This window comes from Acinetobacter sp. YH01007 (genome assembly GCF_013420425.1).
GTDB classification, from domain to species: Bacteria; Pseudomonadota; Gammaproteobacteria; order Pseudomonadales; family Moraxellaceae; genus Acinetobacter; species Acinetobacter towneri.
Window position 1 is genome coordinate 25,209 of the sequence record NZ_VOYC01000014.1, and the last position, 15,193, is coordinate 40,401.

A 15,193-nucleotide genomic window follows, 5' to 3' on the forward strand; every position below is an offset into this window, starting at 1 on the left:
TCATGAAAACGATTAAAGTTACCCAGACTAAATCTGCATCGCACCGCTTGAAAAATCACAAGCTTAGCCTTAAAGGTTTAGGTCTGCGTCGTATTGGTCATACTGTAGAAGTGCAAGATACGCCTTCTAACCGTGGTATGATCAACCAAGTCTACTATATGGTTAGTGTAGAGGAATAAGCCATGACTCTGCGTTTAAATGAACTTGCACCTGCAGAAGGTGCTAAGCGTGAAGCCCGTCGTTTAGGCCGTGGTATCGGTTCTGGCGTTGGTAAGACTGGTGGTCGTGGTATCAAAGGTCAAAACTCACGTAAGAGCGGTGGTACACGTCCTGGATTCGAAGGTGGTCAAACTGCGTTATATCGTCGTTTACCTAAATTCGGTTTCACTAGCCAAATCGCTTTGAAAACTGCTGAAGTACGTTTATCTGAGCTTGCTAAAGTGGAAGGCGACATCGTTAGCCTTGAAACTTTAAAAGCAGCGAACGTTGTACGTAAAGATATGGCTCGTGCTCGTATCGTACTTTCTGGTGAAATTACTCGCGCATTCACTATTCAAGGTGTTGCTGTGACTAAAGGCGCTAAAGCTGCTGTTGAAGCGGCTGGCGGTAAAGTCGAGGAGTAATCCCCAGTGTCTATGTCTCCTAGTTCTTCAGGTCATGTTCACATGATGAAAGGCCAACCATTTCACGTGAAATACCGTGAAATTATACGCCGAATGATGTTTCTCATTGGTGCGTTGTTGGTATTTCGACTAGGAGCGCATATTCCAGTACCAGGCATTAATAATGCCGCACTTGAACAATTGTTTAATGCAAACCAAGGTACAATCCTTGGTTTGTTTAACATGTTTTCGGGTGGTGCATTAGAGCGGATGTCGATTCTTGCTTTAGGGATCATGCCATACATTTCTGCTTCGATTATCGTACAGTTGATGTCTACCGTGGTTCCTTCGCTTGAAGCTTTGAAAAAAGAAGGCGAGCAAGGCAAACGCAAAATTAATCAATATACGCGCCAAGGCACATTGTTTCTTGCACTTGTGCAAGCGATTGGGATGTGTGCAGGTCTGATTGGTCAAGGTATTACCTTAACGTCAGGTCTGGCTTTTTACGTTCCAGCTGTGACCTCTTTGGTTGCAGGCACAATGTTCTTAATGTGGTTGGGTGAACAAATTACCGAACGCGGAGTGGGCAATGGTATTTCCATGATCATTTTCGCAGGTATTGTTGCAGGCTTGCCTAATTTAATTATGCAATCCTTCACATCTATTGATAGTGGCCAGTCAAGCCTGATTGGTTTGGCAATTTTTGGTTTATTGTCTTTGGGTGTACTTGCAGCAATTGTGTTTATTGAGAAGGCGCAGCGTCGTATTCCAGTAAACTATGCTCAAAAACAACAAGGTCGTCGTGTATTTACTGCTCAGCAAACGCATTTGCCATTAAAAATTAATATGGCAGGTGTGATTCCAGCAATTTTTGCCAGTTCATTGCTTTTGTTCCCAGCGAGCTTAGGTCAATGGGTCGGCAGTGCGGACCCTAATGCTGGATTAATCAAGCGTAGTCTACAAGACTTGGCATTGGTATTGTCGCCTGGACAACCGTTGTATTTGGTGCTCTTTGGTGCGTTAATTATCTTTTTCTGTTACTTCTACACTGCGCTGGTTTTCAGCCCTAAAGAAGTTTCGGAAAACTTGAAACGCAGCGGAGCTTATGTGCCTGGTATTCGCCCAGGTGAGCAAACTGCTCGTTACTTAGATCATATTCTCAGTCGTTTGACCTTTATTGGCGCGATTTACATCACTGTAGTCTGCTTAATGCCGATGATTCTACAAAGCTCATTTGGAATTCCATTTAGCTTAGGTGGTACATCATTATTAATCGTTGTAGTGGTTGTGATGGACTTTATGGCTCAGCTTCAAGCACATCTCACCTCGCACCAGTACGATAATCAAACGTTAATGAGAAAAACGACTGCTCATCCTAAGGGATAAGCGCACTTAGAGGTTTCATCATGAAAGTACAAGCTTCTGTAAAGAAAATTTGTGGTAGCTGCAAAGTTATCCGTCGTAATGGGGTTATTCGCGTAATTTGCAGCGCAGAACCTCGTCATAAGCAGCGTCAAGGTTAATTTGATTAAGACCTGTTGATTTCAGTAGGCTAATTAGGTTATTATCCGCCCCTCAAGATTTTTGTGGGGCGGTTGATTATCTTAACTGCCTTTTTGGAGAAAATTGAATGGCTCGTATTGCCGGTGTAAACATTCCGGATAACAAGCACGCTGTTATCTCTCTCACTTATATCTTTGGTATTGGTCGCCACACTGCTAAGACTATCTTAGCTGCTGCTGGTATCGCACCAACAACAAAGATCCGTGAATTAGATGACGCTCAGCTTGATGCGATTCGTGCAGAAGTTGCTAAGGTTCCGACCGAAGGTGACTTACGTCGCGAAATTTCCATGAACATTAAACGTTTAATGGATTTAGGCTGCTACCGCGGTCTTCGTCATCGTCGCAGCTTGCCTGTCCGTGGTCAACGCACCAAAACTAACGCACGTACCCGTAAAGGTCCGCGCAAACCGATTAAGAAATAAGATTTCTGGAAGCTAAAAGATGGCTAAAGATACTCGCACACGCAAGAAGGTCACTCGTACCGTCTCTGAAGGTGTTGCACACATTCACGCTTCTTTTAATAACACCATTGTGACCATTACCGATCGTCAAGGTAATGCACTGGCTTGGGCTACCTCAGGTGGACAAGGCTTCCGTGGATCACGTAAATCAACTCCGTTCGCTGCTCAGGTAGCTGCTGAAGTTGCTGGTAAAGCTGCTTTAGATTACGGTTTGAAAAACTTGGACGTCCTTGTTAAAGGTCCTGGTCCAGGTCGTGAGTCTGCGGTTCGTGCATTAGGTGCAGTGGGTTATAAAATTAACAGCATTACCGATGTGACTCCAATCCCTCACAACGGTTGCCGTCCACCTAAAAAACGTCGCGTGTAAGGAGAAACATTCATGGCTCGTTATATTGGTCCAAAATGCAAACTCTCTCGCCGCGAAGGGACAGACCTGCAACTAAAATCTGGCGTTAAACCATTTGACGTCAAAACTAAAAAACACGCTAAAGCTCCTGGCCAACATGGCGGGGCTCGTGGTGGTAAGCAATCTGAGTACTCACTACAATTACGTGAAAAACAAAAAGTACGTCGTATGTACGGTGTTTTAGAGCGTCAATTTAGTAACTACTATAAAGAAGCTGCTCGTGTGAAAGGCGCAACAGGTGAAAACTTGTTGAAATTGCTCGAAAGCCGTCTTGATAACGTTGTTTATCGCATGGGTTTTGGTTCTACACGTGCAGAAGCTCGTCAGCTTGTATCTCACCGTAGCATTACTTTAAATGGTCGTCGTGTTAACATTGCGTCTATTCAAGTTAAAGCTGGTGATGTAATTGCAGTTCACGAAGGTGCAAAACAACAATTACGTATTAAAAACGCAATTGAATTGGCTGCTCAACGTGGTATCCCTTCATGGATGGAAGTTGACCATTCTAAATTTGAAGGTACGTTTAAAGCTGCACCAGATCGTTCTGATTTACCTGCTGAAATCAACGAAAGCTTGATTGTAGAATTGTATTCTAAATAATCCTTGAGGTAGCAATAATGACGCGTACTGCAAATGAGTTTCTTACTCCGCAAGCGATCAAGGTCGAAGCGGCAAGCGGGACCTCGGCAAAAGTTATTCTAGAACCATTAGAGCGTGGCTTTGGTCACACTCTTGGTAATGCTTTACGTCGCATCCTTCTTTCTTCTTTACCTGGCGCAGCTGTGGTAGAAGTTGAAATTGAAGGTGTCGAGCACGAGTACAGTACTTTGGAAGGCTTGCAGCAGGACATCGTCGAGCTCTTGCTGAACCTGAAAGGATTGTCTATTAAGCTGTTCGATCAAAATGAAGCTTATTTGACATTGGAAAAACAAGGTCCAGGCGATGTAACTGCTGCAGACCTTCGTTTACCGCATAATGTTGAAGTGGTTAACCCTGAACACTTGATTGGCACTTTAAGTGCTACAGGCAATTTAAAAATGCGCCTGAAAGTTGCTCAAGGTCGTGGTTATGAAACATCTGATTCACGTTTCCCAGAAGGCGAAACTCGCCCTGTAGGTCGTTTGCAGTTAGATGCTTCTTATAGCCCAATCAAACGTGTGTCTTACATCGTAGAAAATGCGCGTGTAGAACAACGTACTGACCTTGACAAGTTGATCATTGATCTTGAAACCAATGGTACAGTTGATCCAGAAGAAGCGATCCGCAAAGCGGCAACAATCTTGCAACAACAAATTGCAATTTTTGTTGATCTTCAGAAAGATCAAGCTCCTGTTGCTCAAGAGCCTCGTGAAGAAGTTGACCCAATCTTGCTTCGTCCAGTAGATGATCTAGAGCTTACTGTTCGTTCTGCTAACTGTTTGAAAGCAGAAAATATTTACTACATTGGTGATCTTGTACAGCGTACTGAGGTTGAGCTACTTAAAACGCCTAACTTGGGTAAAAAATCGCTTACAGAGATCAAAGATGTTCTGGCTTCTAAAGGCTTACAGCTCGGCATGCGTTTAGAGAACTGGCCACCGGCTAGTCTCCGTATGGACGATCGTTTCGCCTATCGTAGCCGTTAATTAAGTAGGACTATCACCATGCGTCATCGTAATAGTGGTGTGAAATTAGGCCGTACAAGCAGCCATCGCAAAGCGATGTTCCAAAACTTGGCTAATTCTTTGTTCGAACACGAGTTAATCAAAACAACTGTTCCTAAAGCAAAAGAATTACGTCGTGTTGCTGAGCCTTTAATCACTTTAGCTAAAAACGATACAGTAGCAAACCGTCGTTTAGCGTTTGCTCGTACTCGTTCAGCAGCAACTGTTGGTAAATTATTTACCGTTCTTGGCCCTCGTTACAAAGAGCGTAACGGCGGGTATCTACGTGTTCTTAAAGCGGGCTTCCGTGCGGGTGATGCTGCACCGATGGCTTACGTTGAGCTTGTAGATCGCGAAGTTAAATAATTTCGCCAAGAATAACGCACGTTGTTCAGAAAAGACCGGTTTTACCGGTCTTTTTTTTATGTAAAAAATAAGTTGAATCTCAAAAAATGATGTAATTGTCCCGAATTGATATAAATTTTAGCAACTTTTGCCAAACTTGACATTGTGTATTGTCAAATTTGTGCTTTAATAAAAAACATCATTCAAGCTGGACAATAAAACATGGATAAGCAGGTTGATATATTAATTATTGGGGCAGGGATTTCGGGCATTGGTGTAGCTGCACATTTAAGTCAAAATTGCCCACAGCGTTCTTTTGAAATTATTGAGCGTCGTCAAAGTTTTGGTGGCACTTGGGATTTATTCCAATATCCGGGCATTCGTTCAGATTCGGATATGTCGACCTTTGGTTATAATTTTAAGCCTTGGAAGAAAACCAATGTACTAGCCGATGGCGCATCTATCAAAGGTTATTTAGCAGAAGTCATTCAAGAAAAAGCCTTACATTCAAAAATTCATTTTCAGCATCGTGTGCTATCCGCCAATTATGACTCTCAAACACGTAAGTGGACGTTACGCATAGAAAATGCAGAACAACAGATTGAAACTTGGGTGGCTAATTTCGTTTTAGGCTGTACAGGCTATTACAACTACGATCAAGGTTTTCAGCCAGATTTCCCCAATCAGCAGGCATTTAAAGGTACATTTATCCACCCACAGCATTGGCCTGAAAATTTAGATTATCGTGGTAAAAAGGTCTTAATTATTGGCAGTGGCGCAACTGCAATCACCTTAGTACCTGCTATGTCAAAAGGTGGTGCAGCGCATGTCACCATGCTACAACGCTCGCCGACTTATATTGCTTCAGTGCCTGCAATGGATTTTGTTTATCAGCAAATGCGTAAAGTTTTGCCTGAAGATGTTGCTTACAAAATCACGCGCGCACGTAATATTGGCATGCAACGCGCCATTTATGCTTTAGCACAAAAACAGCCGAAATTACTGCGGACTTTGTTGCTGAAATCTATCCAAATGCAGCTCAAGGGCAAGGTAGATATGAAGCATTTCACGCCACATTATAATCCGTGGGATCAGCGTTTATGTGTTGTGCCTGATGGTGATTTATTTAAGATTTTACGCGAAGGGCATGCCTCGATTGAAACCAATCAAATTGCAAGTTTTACTGAAACAGGTGTGCAATTAAAATCGGGTAAACATTTGGATGCCGATATTATTGTGTCTGCGACAGGTTTGAATATTCAGATTCTAGGCGGTATTCAAGCCACAATTGATGGTGTGCCTTTAGACACCTCGAAGCACATGCTATATCAAGGTGTGATGATCAGCGATGTGCCGAATATGGCGATGATTATTGGCTATATTAATGCCTCTTGGACGCTTAAAGTGGATGTGGCTGCGGATTATATTTGTCGTTTGCTCAATTATATGGATCGACAAGGTTATGACGAGGTAATTCCTCAAGGCGATCAAACTGAGTTATTGGAAGATACGGTGATGGGCAGTTTGAGTTCGGGCTATATCGCGCGTGCTGCTGATGTGATGCCAAAGCAAGGCAAACATGCGCCATGGCGAGTGACCAACAATTACTTAGAAGATCGCAAAACTTTAAAACAAGCAAGTTTTGAAGATGGTATTTTAAAATTCAAACAAGCTGTGCCTGCACAGCAGCGTAAACCTAAATTAGTGTCTTAAATCGTTGGGTGCAAAAATAATATGGCACAAGAAATTTAAAATTGCTTGCGCCATTTTTATGTTGAGGTGGAAATTTTATAAAGAACGTGAAATCAGCTCTTTCATAATTTCATTGGTGCCTGCATAAATACGATTGGCCCGATTGTCTAAGTAAGCACGTGCAATTGGATACTCAAGCATATAGCCATAACCACCATGCAGTTGTAGACATTCATCCACCACTTTGGAGTACATCTCTGAAATTTTATATTTGGCGGCCGCTGCAGCTTCAACACTGAGCTGATCTTGAAGTTGTAACTGCATACATTGATCTAAAAAAGCACGACAGAAATCAATTTCGGTGCGTAATTCTGCCAGTTTAAAGCGCGTATTTTGAAAGCTATGAATACTTTTGCCAAAGGCTTGACGTTGCTGAGTATATTGCAGTGTATGTGCAAAAGCAGCTTCTGCACCTGCTTGGCAAATAATCGCGACAATTAAGCGTTCCCAAGCCAGTTCTTTCATCAGCATGATAAAACCCATGCCTTCTGTACCCAATAAATTGCTGCGAGGCACGCGGACATTATCAAAAAATAATTCGCAAGTGTCCTGACCTTTCATACCAATTTTATTCAGTGGTTTGCCTTTGCTAAATCCCGCACGGTCTGCTTCTACCAATATTAAAGACAGATTGGCTGAACCTTTGTCTGTGTTCGCTGTTTTACATACCACAATCGCCATGTCGCACAAATAGCCGTTGGTAATAAAAATTTTAGAACCATTAATCACGTATTCATCGCCATCCAATACCGCAGAGGTACGCACAGCTTGTAAGTCTGAACCTGTACCGGGTTCGGTCATGGCAATCGCGGTTATCACTTCGCCTGTGGCCATGCGGGGTAACCAGTGTTGTTTTTGTTCAGTTGTGCCAAAGTTATTAATGTAATTGGCGACAATATCTGAATGCAGTGAAAAACCGGTAGCACTGTCACCTGCATAGGCTTGTTCTTCAATCAAAATCATGCTGTATAAGCGGTCTACCCCTGAACCTGCATATTCTTCAGGCATGGTGCTACACAGCAAACCCAAAGTACCTGCTTTACGCCATAGCTCACGGTCTACATGCTGCTGCGCTTCAAATTTTTCAGTATGGGGGATGACTTCCTGCAAATAGAATTTTCGTACCAAATCACGAAAACTGTCGTGTTCAGCACTGAATAAGGTGCGCGGTAACATATTGGCAATGGGGCGAATTGCGGCAGATTGCATGGTTTTATCTTCCTGATGTTGTTATTTTGAATTCACCTTAGAAGAATTTATAGGGGGCAACAAGGTGCAAAAGTTTCAATTGCAAATGAAAGATGATGCTTTTGGTCAATGCTGCATAAAAGTCATCGAAACTTTAAAAGGGGTCGGTTAAACTAGCCTGAGTTTAATTTTAATGGGGAAACCGCATGAGTGATGACATCAGCTTAGAAGAACGCAAAGTGATTTACCGTGCCCGTCGTGGTTTAAAGGAAATTGATGTCTATTTTGACCCGTATGTGAAAAATCATTATTTGACTGCCAGTGCGGAAGAAAAACAAATGTTTGCCGATTTGGTTGAGCAGGAAGACCCAGATTTATTGGATTGGTTTATGGAAGTGTCTGAGCCACCACGTCCTGAGTTGAAAGATTTTATCCGTAAACTAAAGCATTATGTGCATGGCTAAGCAGCAGTTTCAGCTGAAACCTAGTGTCATCGCAATAGTGTTTCAGCTGATGATCGCTCTACTCATCGTTTGGCTTTTACTACAAGTGTTAAAGCCATGGCTTAGCGTTGTATGTATTGTCATTATGGGCTGGACATATTTTAAATTTGTTCGTGCAAACCGAATTGTTGGTTTAGATCAATTAGATGACCGTGAATGGTCAATTTCCTATCTCGCGCCTCGTGTAGTATCACAACAGATTAAAAGCACAGCTCGCCAAATTGAAATTCAGCGTGTGCAACTGCGTCAAGTGATAGATCATCAAATTTATATCGTCATGGAATTTCAGCAAGCCTTTAAACCTCTGGTGATTTGGTGTGATCAGGTTTCCAAGGCGGAATGGAAGGCTCTAAAAGTATTGGCGAAAATGCTCTAATTTACAGACAGCTGTATATTTTTATAATAATAAAAAACTATAAGTATCATAAAGATAAAATTATCATCTATTTTTCGTGTCCTGATCAGTCATTTTATATTGGCATAAAAGATTACACATATCCCTATTTTCAGTTATATTCATTCCAGACAAGTGTAGATCAATACAAATCAGATTCCTGAAATGTGCAGATTTAAATTTAGTCGAAAGATTTTTTAAGATAAGCCCGAATTGGGCATCAGTTAATAAGTAGCATGTGCTGAACCGTCGCAATGCTACTTTTTTTTGCCTAAATTTTGTCGGATGACAGATTTCAGTCAATTTTAGTCACTTTAAAACATGGCAAAGTTATCCATCTGAAGCAGCAAGTAGACGCTTTTATTCAGATATTGCTTCTGCTATGTTTGTTGCAATGGACATAAACACAATTATAGAGGACAGGAAAATGTCGCAAGTCCAAAAAATAGGCCAGGGTGTGGCCGTATTTGCAATCACAAGTTTATTATTATCAGGTTGTTCACAAGTGATCAAAACAGGTGCCAATGTCGCACTTGGATTTACTGAAAAACATATTGTGCCGCCAATTTTAGCGATGGAAGATGCTGAAATGGTGTGTAATTCTGGTAATTCCTTAACCCCTGCCATTATGGCGACTAAAGATATGGGCGCAGACCCAACCCGTGTTGCGGTACTGATGTACTCGGCAGCGGGCATTTGTGCCGAAGAAAAAGCTTTGGATGCTGAATTGCGTTATTTACGTGCAGCAAAAGCAGGGCAAGTAGGCGAAGCGCAAGATGCGCGGATTCAACAAAAGCGTTGGGCGGCTTTGGCGGCACAGCGTCAATACACAGGCTATCAACTGTTTCAGCATCGTTGGGAAAAGAAATACCAGAAACCTTTGGGCGAAGGTTGTCCAAAAATGAACAGTGATATTGACCAAACCGTGTATATGTTGGGGATGTTGAGTGGCTTGCAAGCCATGACCAATGATATTAATTCAGGGGGGGCAGTACATGTGCCTAAAGACATTGCTGCGATTGTTGAACGTGGCATGACCTGTTTAAATAATGAAAAATTCTGGGGCGCACCAGAGGCCACACGTGCCGTAATTTGGACTTTGCTTCCAGGCGCGGGAGATGGCAAACCTGATCCGTATCAAAGCTTAAAGCAGTCGATGCAAATCGGTGAAAATAAAGGCGTGCGTTTATCACACGCTTTATACGCGGTTGCTGCCCAAGCCAGTGGTGAAGATGCCAAAATCCGCGACGCACTCAAAGCCTTTTCTAATGCACGCAGTGACGAAAAACCTGTAAATCCACAATTTAAATTGATTGATGCCATGGCGGGAAGCATGGTACAAGGAATTTCAGACCGTTACTGGACTGAACATACAGGTGTGCGTACGGGTGATCAGCAGCGTTTCTGGGATGAGCAAGATAATTCTTCTGAATTAGATGATTTATTTAATGAGGATACGGCAGCTCAATTGTAAAAATATCAAGATTGCCCAATTCAATATAGACAAGAAGTCTTAGGATTGGGCAATCCGTTTGCCGAAGCACATAACAAGAATAATTTGGAGGATGCAAGCGCCTATGCAATATTCATCTCAATTTCTCAGTCGAAAAATTGTGTTTATTGCGGCATGTATGTCGGTTTCGGCATGTTTGCAGATTTTTGCAGAGCATTTTATTTATTGGTCTACACATTTATTGGATGAATTTTGGCGCTTATGGACAGGGCATTGGGTGCATGTGGGCTGGATTCATTATTTACTCAATATGATCGCGTTTGCCTGTTTACCTTTTATTTTTCCGCATGCCAAAGTATGGCACTTTGTGGCGCTTTTGCTGCTACTACCGCCAGCGATTAGTCTGAGTTTCTATTACTTCCTTGCCGATATTGATGCCTATGCAGGACTTTCTGGGGTGTTGCATGGTGCTTATGTGGCGGTGGCATGTGTGCATTTGCTTTATAAAAAAGAACGTGGTTTTGCCGCATTGGTGTTGCTGCTTATTTTATCTAAACTGATTTGGGAAAATACCGTGGGCAGTTTGGGTACAGCAGAATTAATCGGAAGTCCTGTGTTAGTTGAGGCACATTTATTGGGGGTGATTTGGGGTGTAATTTTTGCATTGGCTTATATTATTTGGGCCTATTGCATTGATCCGCACTAAAATTACATCAAAATGATGGCAAAAAGGGCTCACAAAAAATCTCACAATTGACCATTTTTACTTAAAAGAAAATCTATATTGTCATTTTAAAAATAACGACGCTCATGCACATTTAAACTGAATACAAAAATGCTCAATGGAAGATGGACATTCCGTTGAATAAGGATAGACAGAAATTCGAGAGTCTCGGTTTCTGCGCAGAATAAAAACAGGAAAATATATGCACAATAACGGACAACGTAGGTCTGGCTTGGCTTTGCTCAGACATATATGGACAGAATGGATTTCTACATTCGTTATTTTGATCTTGTTGTTACTGACCCTCATTATTGGTACAGGTGAAATGGTACATGGTCAGTTGTTGCGCATGGGTGAACGCCTATATGGTGACCCTGCAACAGGTATGCAATATTCATTTTTACGTGCCGAACCCACTGCACCTGACTGTGAACGCAACCCCGATGTCGATGCGCAAGTACATGCCCAAATGCAAGCCAATGCTGCTGATGAGTTTGCCGATATTTTTGGCACCGCCTCTGAGTCAGATGTCCGTGCTTCAATTTTGGCAGCCAAACAAATTTGTGAAGAAAAATTTCAATTTCATGATCAGGCGATTCAGCATATTCAAGCTCATCCAAGCTTGAAAATGTATCGAACCATTGAAACCTCTTTCTTTGGCATTTTTAAATTTGGTACTGAAAACCGTGCCATTTTATTGGTGTTGATGGTGGTCTTTGCCGCAATCAGTGCCACTTTAAAAACCCATCACATTGGTTTACGTGGCCCTGCGACCAAAATTGACTTTAAGGTGTATTCGACCTTAATGGTGGTGGCGAATGGTTTTTTAACCTCGTCAAGTATCAGTCAATATCGTTCAGTACTCGATTCGGGCGTACCGATGAGTGGCGAAACACAGGTCATTTACTGGATGTGGATGATTCTGTTTGCAACTCTGACTTTGATTAGTTTATTCCAGCTCATTAAGCCACCCGCACCAACCCGTGAAGGCGGTAGTTTAGGTCTTGCTTTCCTGAGTGTGCCTTTGTATGCCTATATGGCAATTAGTACAGGTTTCTCCTTTACCATCCTGATGGATTATCCAATGGGGCAAGGGATTTACTTGGGGCAACTGGTCGAATTCTCCAGTATTTTCCTGAACTTGGCATTGTTTATTTGGGCGGGGATGTTGCTCAAACAAACCCGAATTGTGGATTTGTTCCTGAATATTCTGCGTCCGTGGAATTTGGCACCTGAAACCTTAACCTGGCTGATTCTGATTGCTGCTGCATTACCAACGGCTTATACCGGTGCATCGGGGATTTTTGTCATTGCTGCAGGTGCGATCATTTATAAAGAAGTTTGGAATGCGGGTGGACGACGTCAGTTTGCACTGGCGGCAACAGCTATGTCGGGCTCAATGGGGGTCGTGCTTCGTCCATGCCTATTGATTGTTGTGGTGGCATCGCTGAATAAAGAAGTCACAACGGACATGCTGTATCACTATGGTTTGTATGTGTTCCTACTGACTTCAACCCTATTTTTAGTGATTTCGTTGTTCTTTGCTGAAAATAAATTCCGCATTGCTGCACCGAACATAGCTGCGCCATTGTCCTTACGTGCTTTTGGCCCTGTACTACCATATATCCTCATTTTTGTGTTGATTTGGTTGTTCTATAAATATGCTTTAGACACCAATATGAATGAATTTACTGCACCTGTAATGATGCCGGTTATTTTATTGATGATGGTGTTGTTTGATAAATTGCGCCATGAACCTGCGCCTATTCCAGCGATGGGGCAGTGGGATCAGACTTTAGATCACAAGCCTGTAGCACAACAGACAGCAGCTTCATCTGAGCGCTCATTATTGACTGCACCTGATTCACCATTGCGTCAGTATGGTTTCTTCAAAGCTCTGCATTTATCGACCAGTGAAACGGTGGGACATATTGGGGCATTGGTAATTTTGATGGCGCTTTCAGTCAGTGTAGGTGGCTATTTAGAACGCATTGAAATTATGGAAGCGTTCCCAACCGACATTAGCAGCATCTTTATTGTGATTAGCCTGATTGTTGCCTTGATGATTTTTGTGGGCATGATTATGGATCCATTCGGTGCGGTGATTCTAATTTCTGCAACGGTTGCGCCTGTAGCTTATCAATATGGGATACATCCTGCGCATTTCTGGATGATTACCCTAATTGGTTTTGAATTAGGCTATGTGACGCCACCTGTAGCGCTGAATCACTTATTGGCAAGGCAGTCGATTGGAGATGAAGAAGTCGCTGCAGCCGATGCAGAAGTTCGTCATAAATCGTTCTATTATCGTTATGAGCGTTGGATTTTGCCTATGATTGTGATGCTTCCTGCGATGTTGATTATTGCCTATGCACCGTATGCGTTCAAGCTATTCGGCTGGTATGAATAAGCATACTTAATCACAGTCATCTTATTGTTTAACAACACCCTGTAGTTCGCTACGGGGTGTTTTTTTATAAGGTTTATGAGGCTGATGTGTAGGGAATACAAAAACAGCATTAAGAATGTGGTGCGTGGTGATTCAGGTGTTTTTGTAACAGTGGACTGCACAAAATAATGGCAAGCAAAATTAGGGCAAAGCCAATTAAACTAAATAAGTCTGGCGTTTCATGCCAAAAGCTAAAGCCCCAAATCCCTGCAAAAATAATCGCAATGTAATTGACAGGGCCAATTTGCCCAGCAGGGGCAAGACGGTAGGCATTGGACATAAAGATCTGACTGATATTGGCCAGCAATCCTGCACCAATTAAAAAACTCAATTCTTTTAAGTTGTAAGGACGCCATGACCAGAACATCGGTACAACAGAAATGAGTGTCCCAATCATGCAAAAATAAAACACAATGCGTTCAGGCGGTTCGGTTTGAGTCAGGGCGCGTACCGTGACAAAAGCCATCGCTGCTAAAAAACTGGCACTGAGTCCAATTGCGGACATGCTATTAAACATACCTGCATCGGGTTTGGCGACAAATAACACGCCAAATAAACCAATGAACGCAGCCCATAGCATCGGTTTGGTGATTTTTTCTTTAAGGAATAGCCATGCAATTAAGGGAATAAAAATAGGCGATGAATAGGTAAAGACCATCGCATTGGACAGTTTTAGATTGGCAATCGCGTAGAAAAAACCATACATGGCGGTTAATCCGACTACCGAACGCCAAGTGTGCATCCATAACTTTTCAGTTTTAAAAAAGCCCAAGCCTTTATTGAAAATGAGCGGGATAAAAATAAACAAACCAATGAAATTACGGAAAAATACCACGGTGGCATTATCTACCGTTTCTGAGGCGTAACGAACGCACACTCCCATGAGTGAAAACAGAAAGGCAGAGCAGGTCAACAGCATAATTGCTTTGAGCAAATTTTGTTGGGCAGAACCAGAAGATGTCATACAAATAAAGCCAGAATAACCTGCGGCTATTCTAGCTTAAATTGGCTACAACACTGACCCTTTATCGTATTTTAAAATGACTGATGTGAAGCAGAGGAGGCTTACTGTGCCAGTTGGGCTTCCAGTATTTTGATTTGTTCTTCTTTCAGTTTAATCAATTCATCGGCATCGTTATGTTGCTGTTTTAATAAGGCACGTTGATCATTCAGCTGATTTTGAATGTCATCTAATTTAGCCACTTCTTCTTTGGCAAGCGCTGCATTCTCAGATACAGGTGCTTTGAGTAAATCTTCTGTGACCAACTGTTTTGGTGCTGCTTCATCTTCTTGCAATGGCGTTGCTTCAGCAGGTACAGCTTTCGCTACAGACGCCGTAGTTGGGGCAGTTTCTATAGGCGCAGTATTGTCGCTATCGCCCATCCATTGAAAGATAAATACGGCAATAATGACAATAATTAACCCACCCGTAATCGCCCATAAAAGCTTAGGGTTATGTCGTTGATCTTCAGTCATGCGTTGTTGAACCTTATTGTTTTACTTTGACTGACGCGGCTTAAACTGGATCACCCCAATTTCATCTGAAACCTCTGGGATTTCAGGTTCATCAATATGTGTTGGACGGTTTTCCGTATAATCACACTCGATACATTCGATCCATTCAGCTTCGTCAGCGGTGAGCATGACAACCCGATCCATCGCCTGACATTTCGGACATTTTGCGCCTGCAATGAAACGACGTTTAATG

Annotated in this window: 19 protein-coding genes; 15 read left to right on the plus strand and 4 right to left on the minus strand. The window is 42.4% G+C overall.

Translation table 11 applies throughout. From position 1 onward, the window contains the following. The first annotated feature begins 2 nt into the window (after window positions 1–2). From rpmD to FTT74_RS08415, 10 genes are all read left to right on the plus strand, one after another. Window positions 3–179: a 50S ribosomal protein L30 gene (gene rpmD, locus FTT74_RS08370; RefSeq protein WP_004786899.1), complete on the plus strand. Its 177-nt coding sequence runs from the start codon at window positions 3–5 to the stop codon at window positions 177–179. Window positions 180–182: 3 nt separating this feature from the next. Continuing rightward, window positions 183–623: a 50S ribosomal protein L15 gene (rplO, locus tag FTT74_RS08375; protein ID WP_004974728.1), complete on the plus strand. Its 441-nt coding sequence runs from the start codon at window positions 183–185 to the stop codon at window positions 621–623. Window positions 624–668: 45 nt separating this feature from the next. Continuing rightward, a complete protein-coding gene (gene secY / locus FTT74_RS08380) occupies window positions 669–1,988 on the plus strand; it encodes a preprotein translocase subunit SecY (RefSeq protein WP_171257418.1) in 1,320 nt (439 codons plus the stop codon). A gap of 20 nt (window positions 1,989–2,008) precedes the next feature. Continuing rightward, window positions 2,009–2,125 (plus strand): 50S ribosomal protein L36, encoded by a 117-nt coding sequence (gene rpmJ / locus FTT74_RS08385; protein WP_000867907.1) that lies wholly within the window; start codon window positions 2,009–2,011, stop codon window positions 2,123–2,125. A 107-nt stretch (window positions 2,126–2,232) separates the two neighbouring features. Continuing rightward, window positions 2,233–2,589 carry a 30S ribosomal protein S13 gene (gene rpsM / locus FTT74_RS08390; protein WP_004974734.1) on the plus strand — a complete coding sequence of 119 codons (357 nt, stop codon included), beginning with the start codon at window positions 2,233–2,235 and terminating at the stop codon, window positions 2,587–2,589. Window positions 2,590–2,608: 19 nt separating this feature from the next. Beyond that, on the plus strand, window positions 2,609–2,995 hold the full coding sequence (gene rpsK / locus FTT74_RS08395; protein WP_001040166.1) for a 30S ribosomal protein S11: 387 nt from the start codon (window positions 2,609–2,611) through the stop codon (window positions 2,993–2,995). 12 nt (window positions 2,996–3,007) lie between these two features. Further along, on the plus strand, window positions 3,008–3,634 hold the full coding sequence (rpsD, locus tag FTT74_RS08400; RefSeq protein WP_004974744.1) for a 30S ribosomal protein S4: 627 nt from the start codon (window positions 3,008–3,010) through the stop codon (window positions 3,632–3,634). A gap of 17 nt (window positions 3,635–3,651) precedes the next feature. Continuing rightward, window positions 3,652–4,659 carry a DNA-directed RNA polymerase subunit alpha gene (locus FTT74_RS08405; protein WP_004974745.1) on the plus strand — a complete coding sequence of 336 codons (1,008 nt, stop codon included), beginning with the start codon at window positions 3,652–3,654 and terminating at the stop codon, window positions 4,657–4,659. An 18-nt stretch (window positions 4,660–4,677) separates the two neighbouring features. After that, complete coding sequence (rplQ, locus tag FTT74_RS08410) at window positions 4,678–5,043, plus strand: 50S ribosomal protein L17 (protein WP_004974746.1); 366 nt, start codon at window positions 4,678–4,680, stop codon at window positions 5,041–5,043. Between the two features lie 201 nt (window positions 5,044–5,244). Continuing rightward, window positions 5,245–6,735 (plus strand): NAD(P)/FAD-dependent oxidoreductase, encoded by a 1,491-nt coding sequence (locus FTT74_RS08415; RefSeq protein WP_179988903.1) that lies wholly within the window; start codon window positions 5,245–5,247, stop codon window positions 6,733–6,735. Between the two features lie 75 nt (window positions 6,736–6,810). Here the strand turns inward: FTT74_RS08415 and FTT74_RS08420 are convergent, their stop codons facing one another. Then, window positions 6,811–7,983 carry an acyl-CoA dehydrogenase family protein gene (locus FTT74_RS08420; protein WP_179988902.1) on the minus strand — a complete coding sequence of 391 codons (1,173 nt, stop codon included), beginning with the start codon at window positions 7,981–7,983 and terminating at the stop codon, window positions 6,811–6,813. Between the two features lie 185 nt (window positions 7,984–8,168). Here FTT74_RS08420 and FTT74_RS08425 point away from each other — a divergent pair, with 185 nt between their 5' ends. The 5 genes from FTT74_RS08425 to FTT74_RS14060 all read left to right on the plus strand — a co-directional run bounded on the left by FTT74_RS08425 (window position 8,169) and on the right by FTT74_RS14060 (window position 13,446). Beyond that, on the plus strand, window positions 8,169–8,426 hold the full coding sequence (locus tag FTT74_RS08425) for a succinate dehydrogenase assembly factor 2 (protein ID WP_004974752.1): 258 nt from the start codon (window positions 8,169–8,171) through the stop codon (window positions 8,424–8,426). After that, on the plus strand, window positions 8,419–8,841 hold the full coding sequence (locus tag FTT74_RS08430; protein ID WP_096901367.1) for a protein YgfX: 423 nt from the start codon (window positions 8,419–8,421) through the stop codon (window positions 8,839–8,841). Before FTT74_RS08425 ends, FTT74_RS08430 begins: the two co-directional genes overlap by 8 nt. Before the next feature lie 445 nt (window positions 8,842–9,286). Beyond that, complete coding sequence (locus FTT74_RS08435) at window positions 9,287–10,333, plus strand: hypothetical protein (RefSeq protein WP_179988901.1); 1,047 nt, start codon at window positions 9,287–9,289, stop codon at window positions 10,331–10,333. Window positions 10,334–10,436: 103 nt separating this feature from the next. Next, the gene (rrtA, locus tag FTT74_RS08440) at window positions 10,437–11,018 is read left to right on the plus strand and encodes a rhombosortase (RefSeq protein WP_167846334.1); all 582 of its coding nucleotides are present in this window, start codon (window positions 10,437–10,439) and stop codon (window positions 11,016–11,018) included. Between the two features lie 1,054 nt (window positions 11,019–12,072). Next, window positions 12,073–13,446 carry a TRAP transporter large permease subunit gene (locus FTT74_RS14060; RefSeq protein WP_373686088.1) on the plus strand — a complete coding sequence of 458 codons (1,374 nt, stop codon included), beginning with the start codon at window positions 12,073–12,075 and terminating at the stop codon, window positions 13,444–13,446. A gap of 109 nt (window positions 13,447–13,555) precedes the next feature. Here the strand turns inward: FTT74_RS14060 and FTT74_RS08450 are convergent, their stop codons facing one another. The 3 genes from FTT74_RS08450 to FTT74_RS08460 all read right to left on the minus strand — a co-directional run bounded on the left by FTT74_RS08450 (window position 13,556) and on the right by FTT74_RS08460 (window position 15,192). After that, the gene (locus tag FTT74_RS08450) at window positions 13,556–14,449 is read right to left on the minus strand and encodes a DMT family transporter (RefSeq protein WP_179988900.1); all 894 of its coding nucleotides are present in this window, start codon (window positions 14,447–14,449) and stop codon (window positions 13,556–13,558) included. A 101-nt stretch (window positions 14,450–14,550) separates the two neighbouring features. Next, a complete protein-coding gene (locus FTT74_RS08455) occupies window positions 14,551–14,961 on the minus strand; it encodes a hypothetical protein (protein ID WP_104852579.1) in 411 nt (136 codons plus the stop codon). 21 nt (window positions 14,962–14,982) lie between these two features. Further along, complete coding sequence (locus FTT74_RS08460; protein ID WP_171324836.1) at window positions 14,983–15,192, minus strand: YheV family putative zinc ribbon protein; 210 nt, start codon at window positions 15,190–15,192, stop codon at window positions 14,983–14,985. Window position 15,193 lies beyond the last annotated feature (1 nt).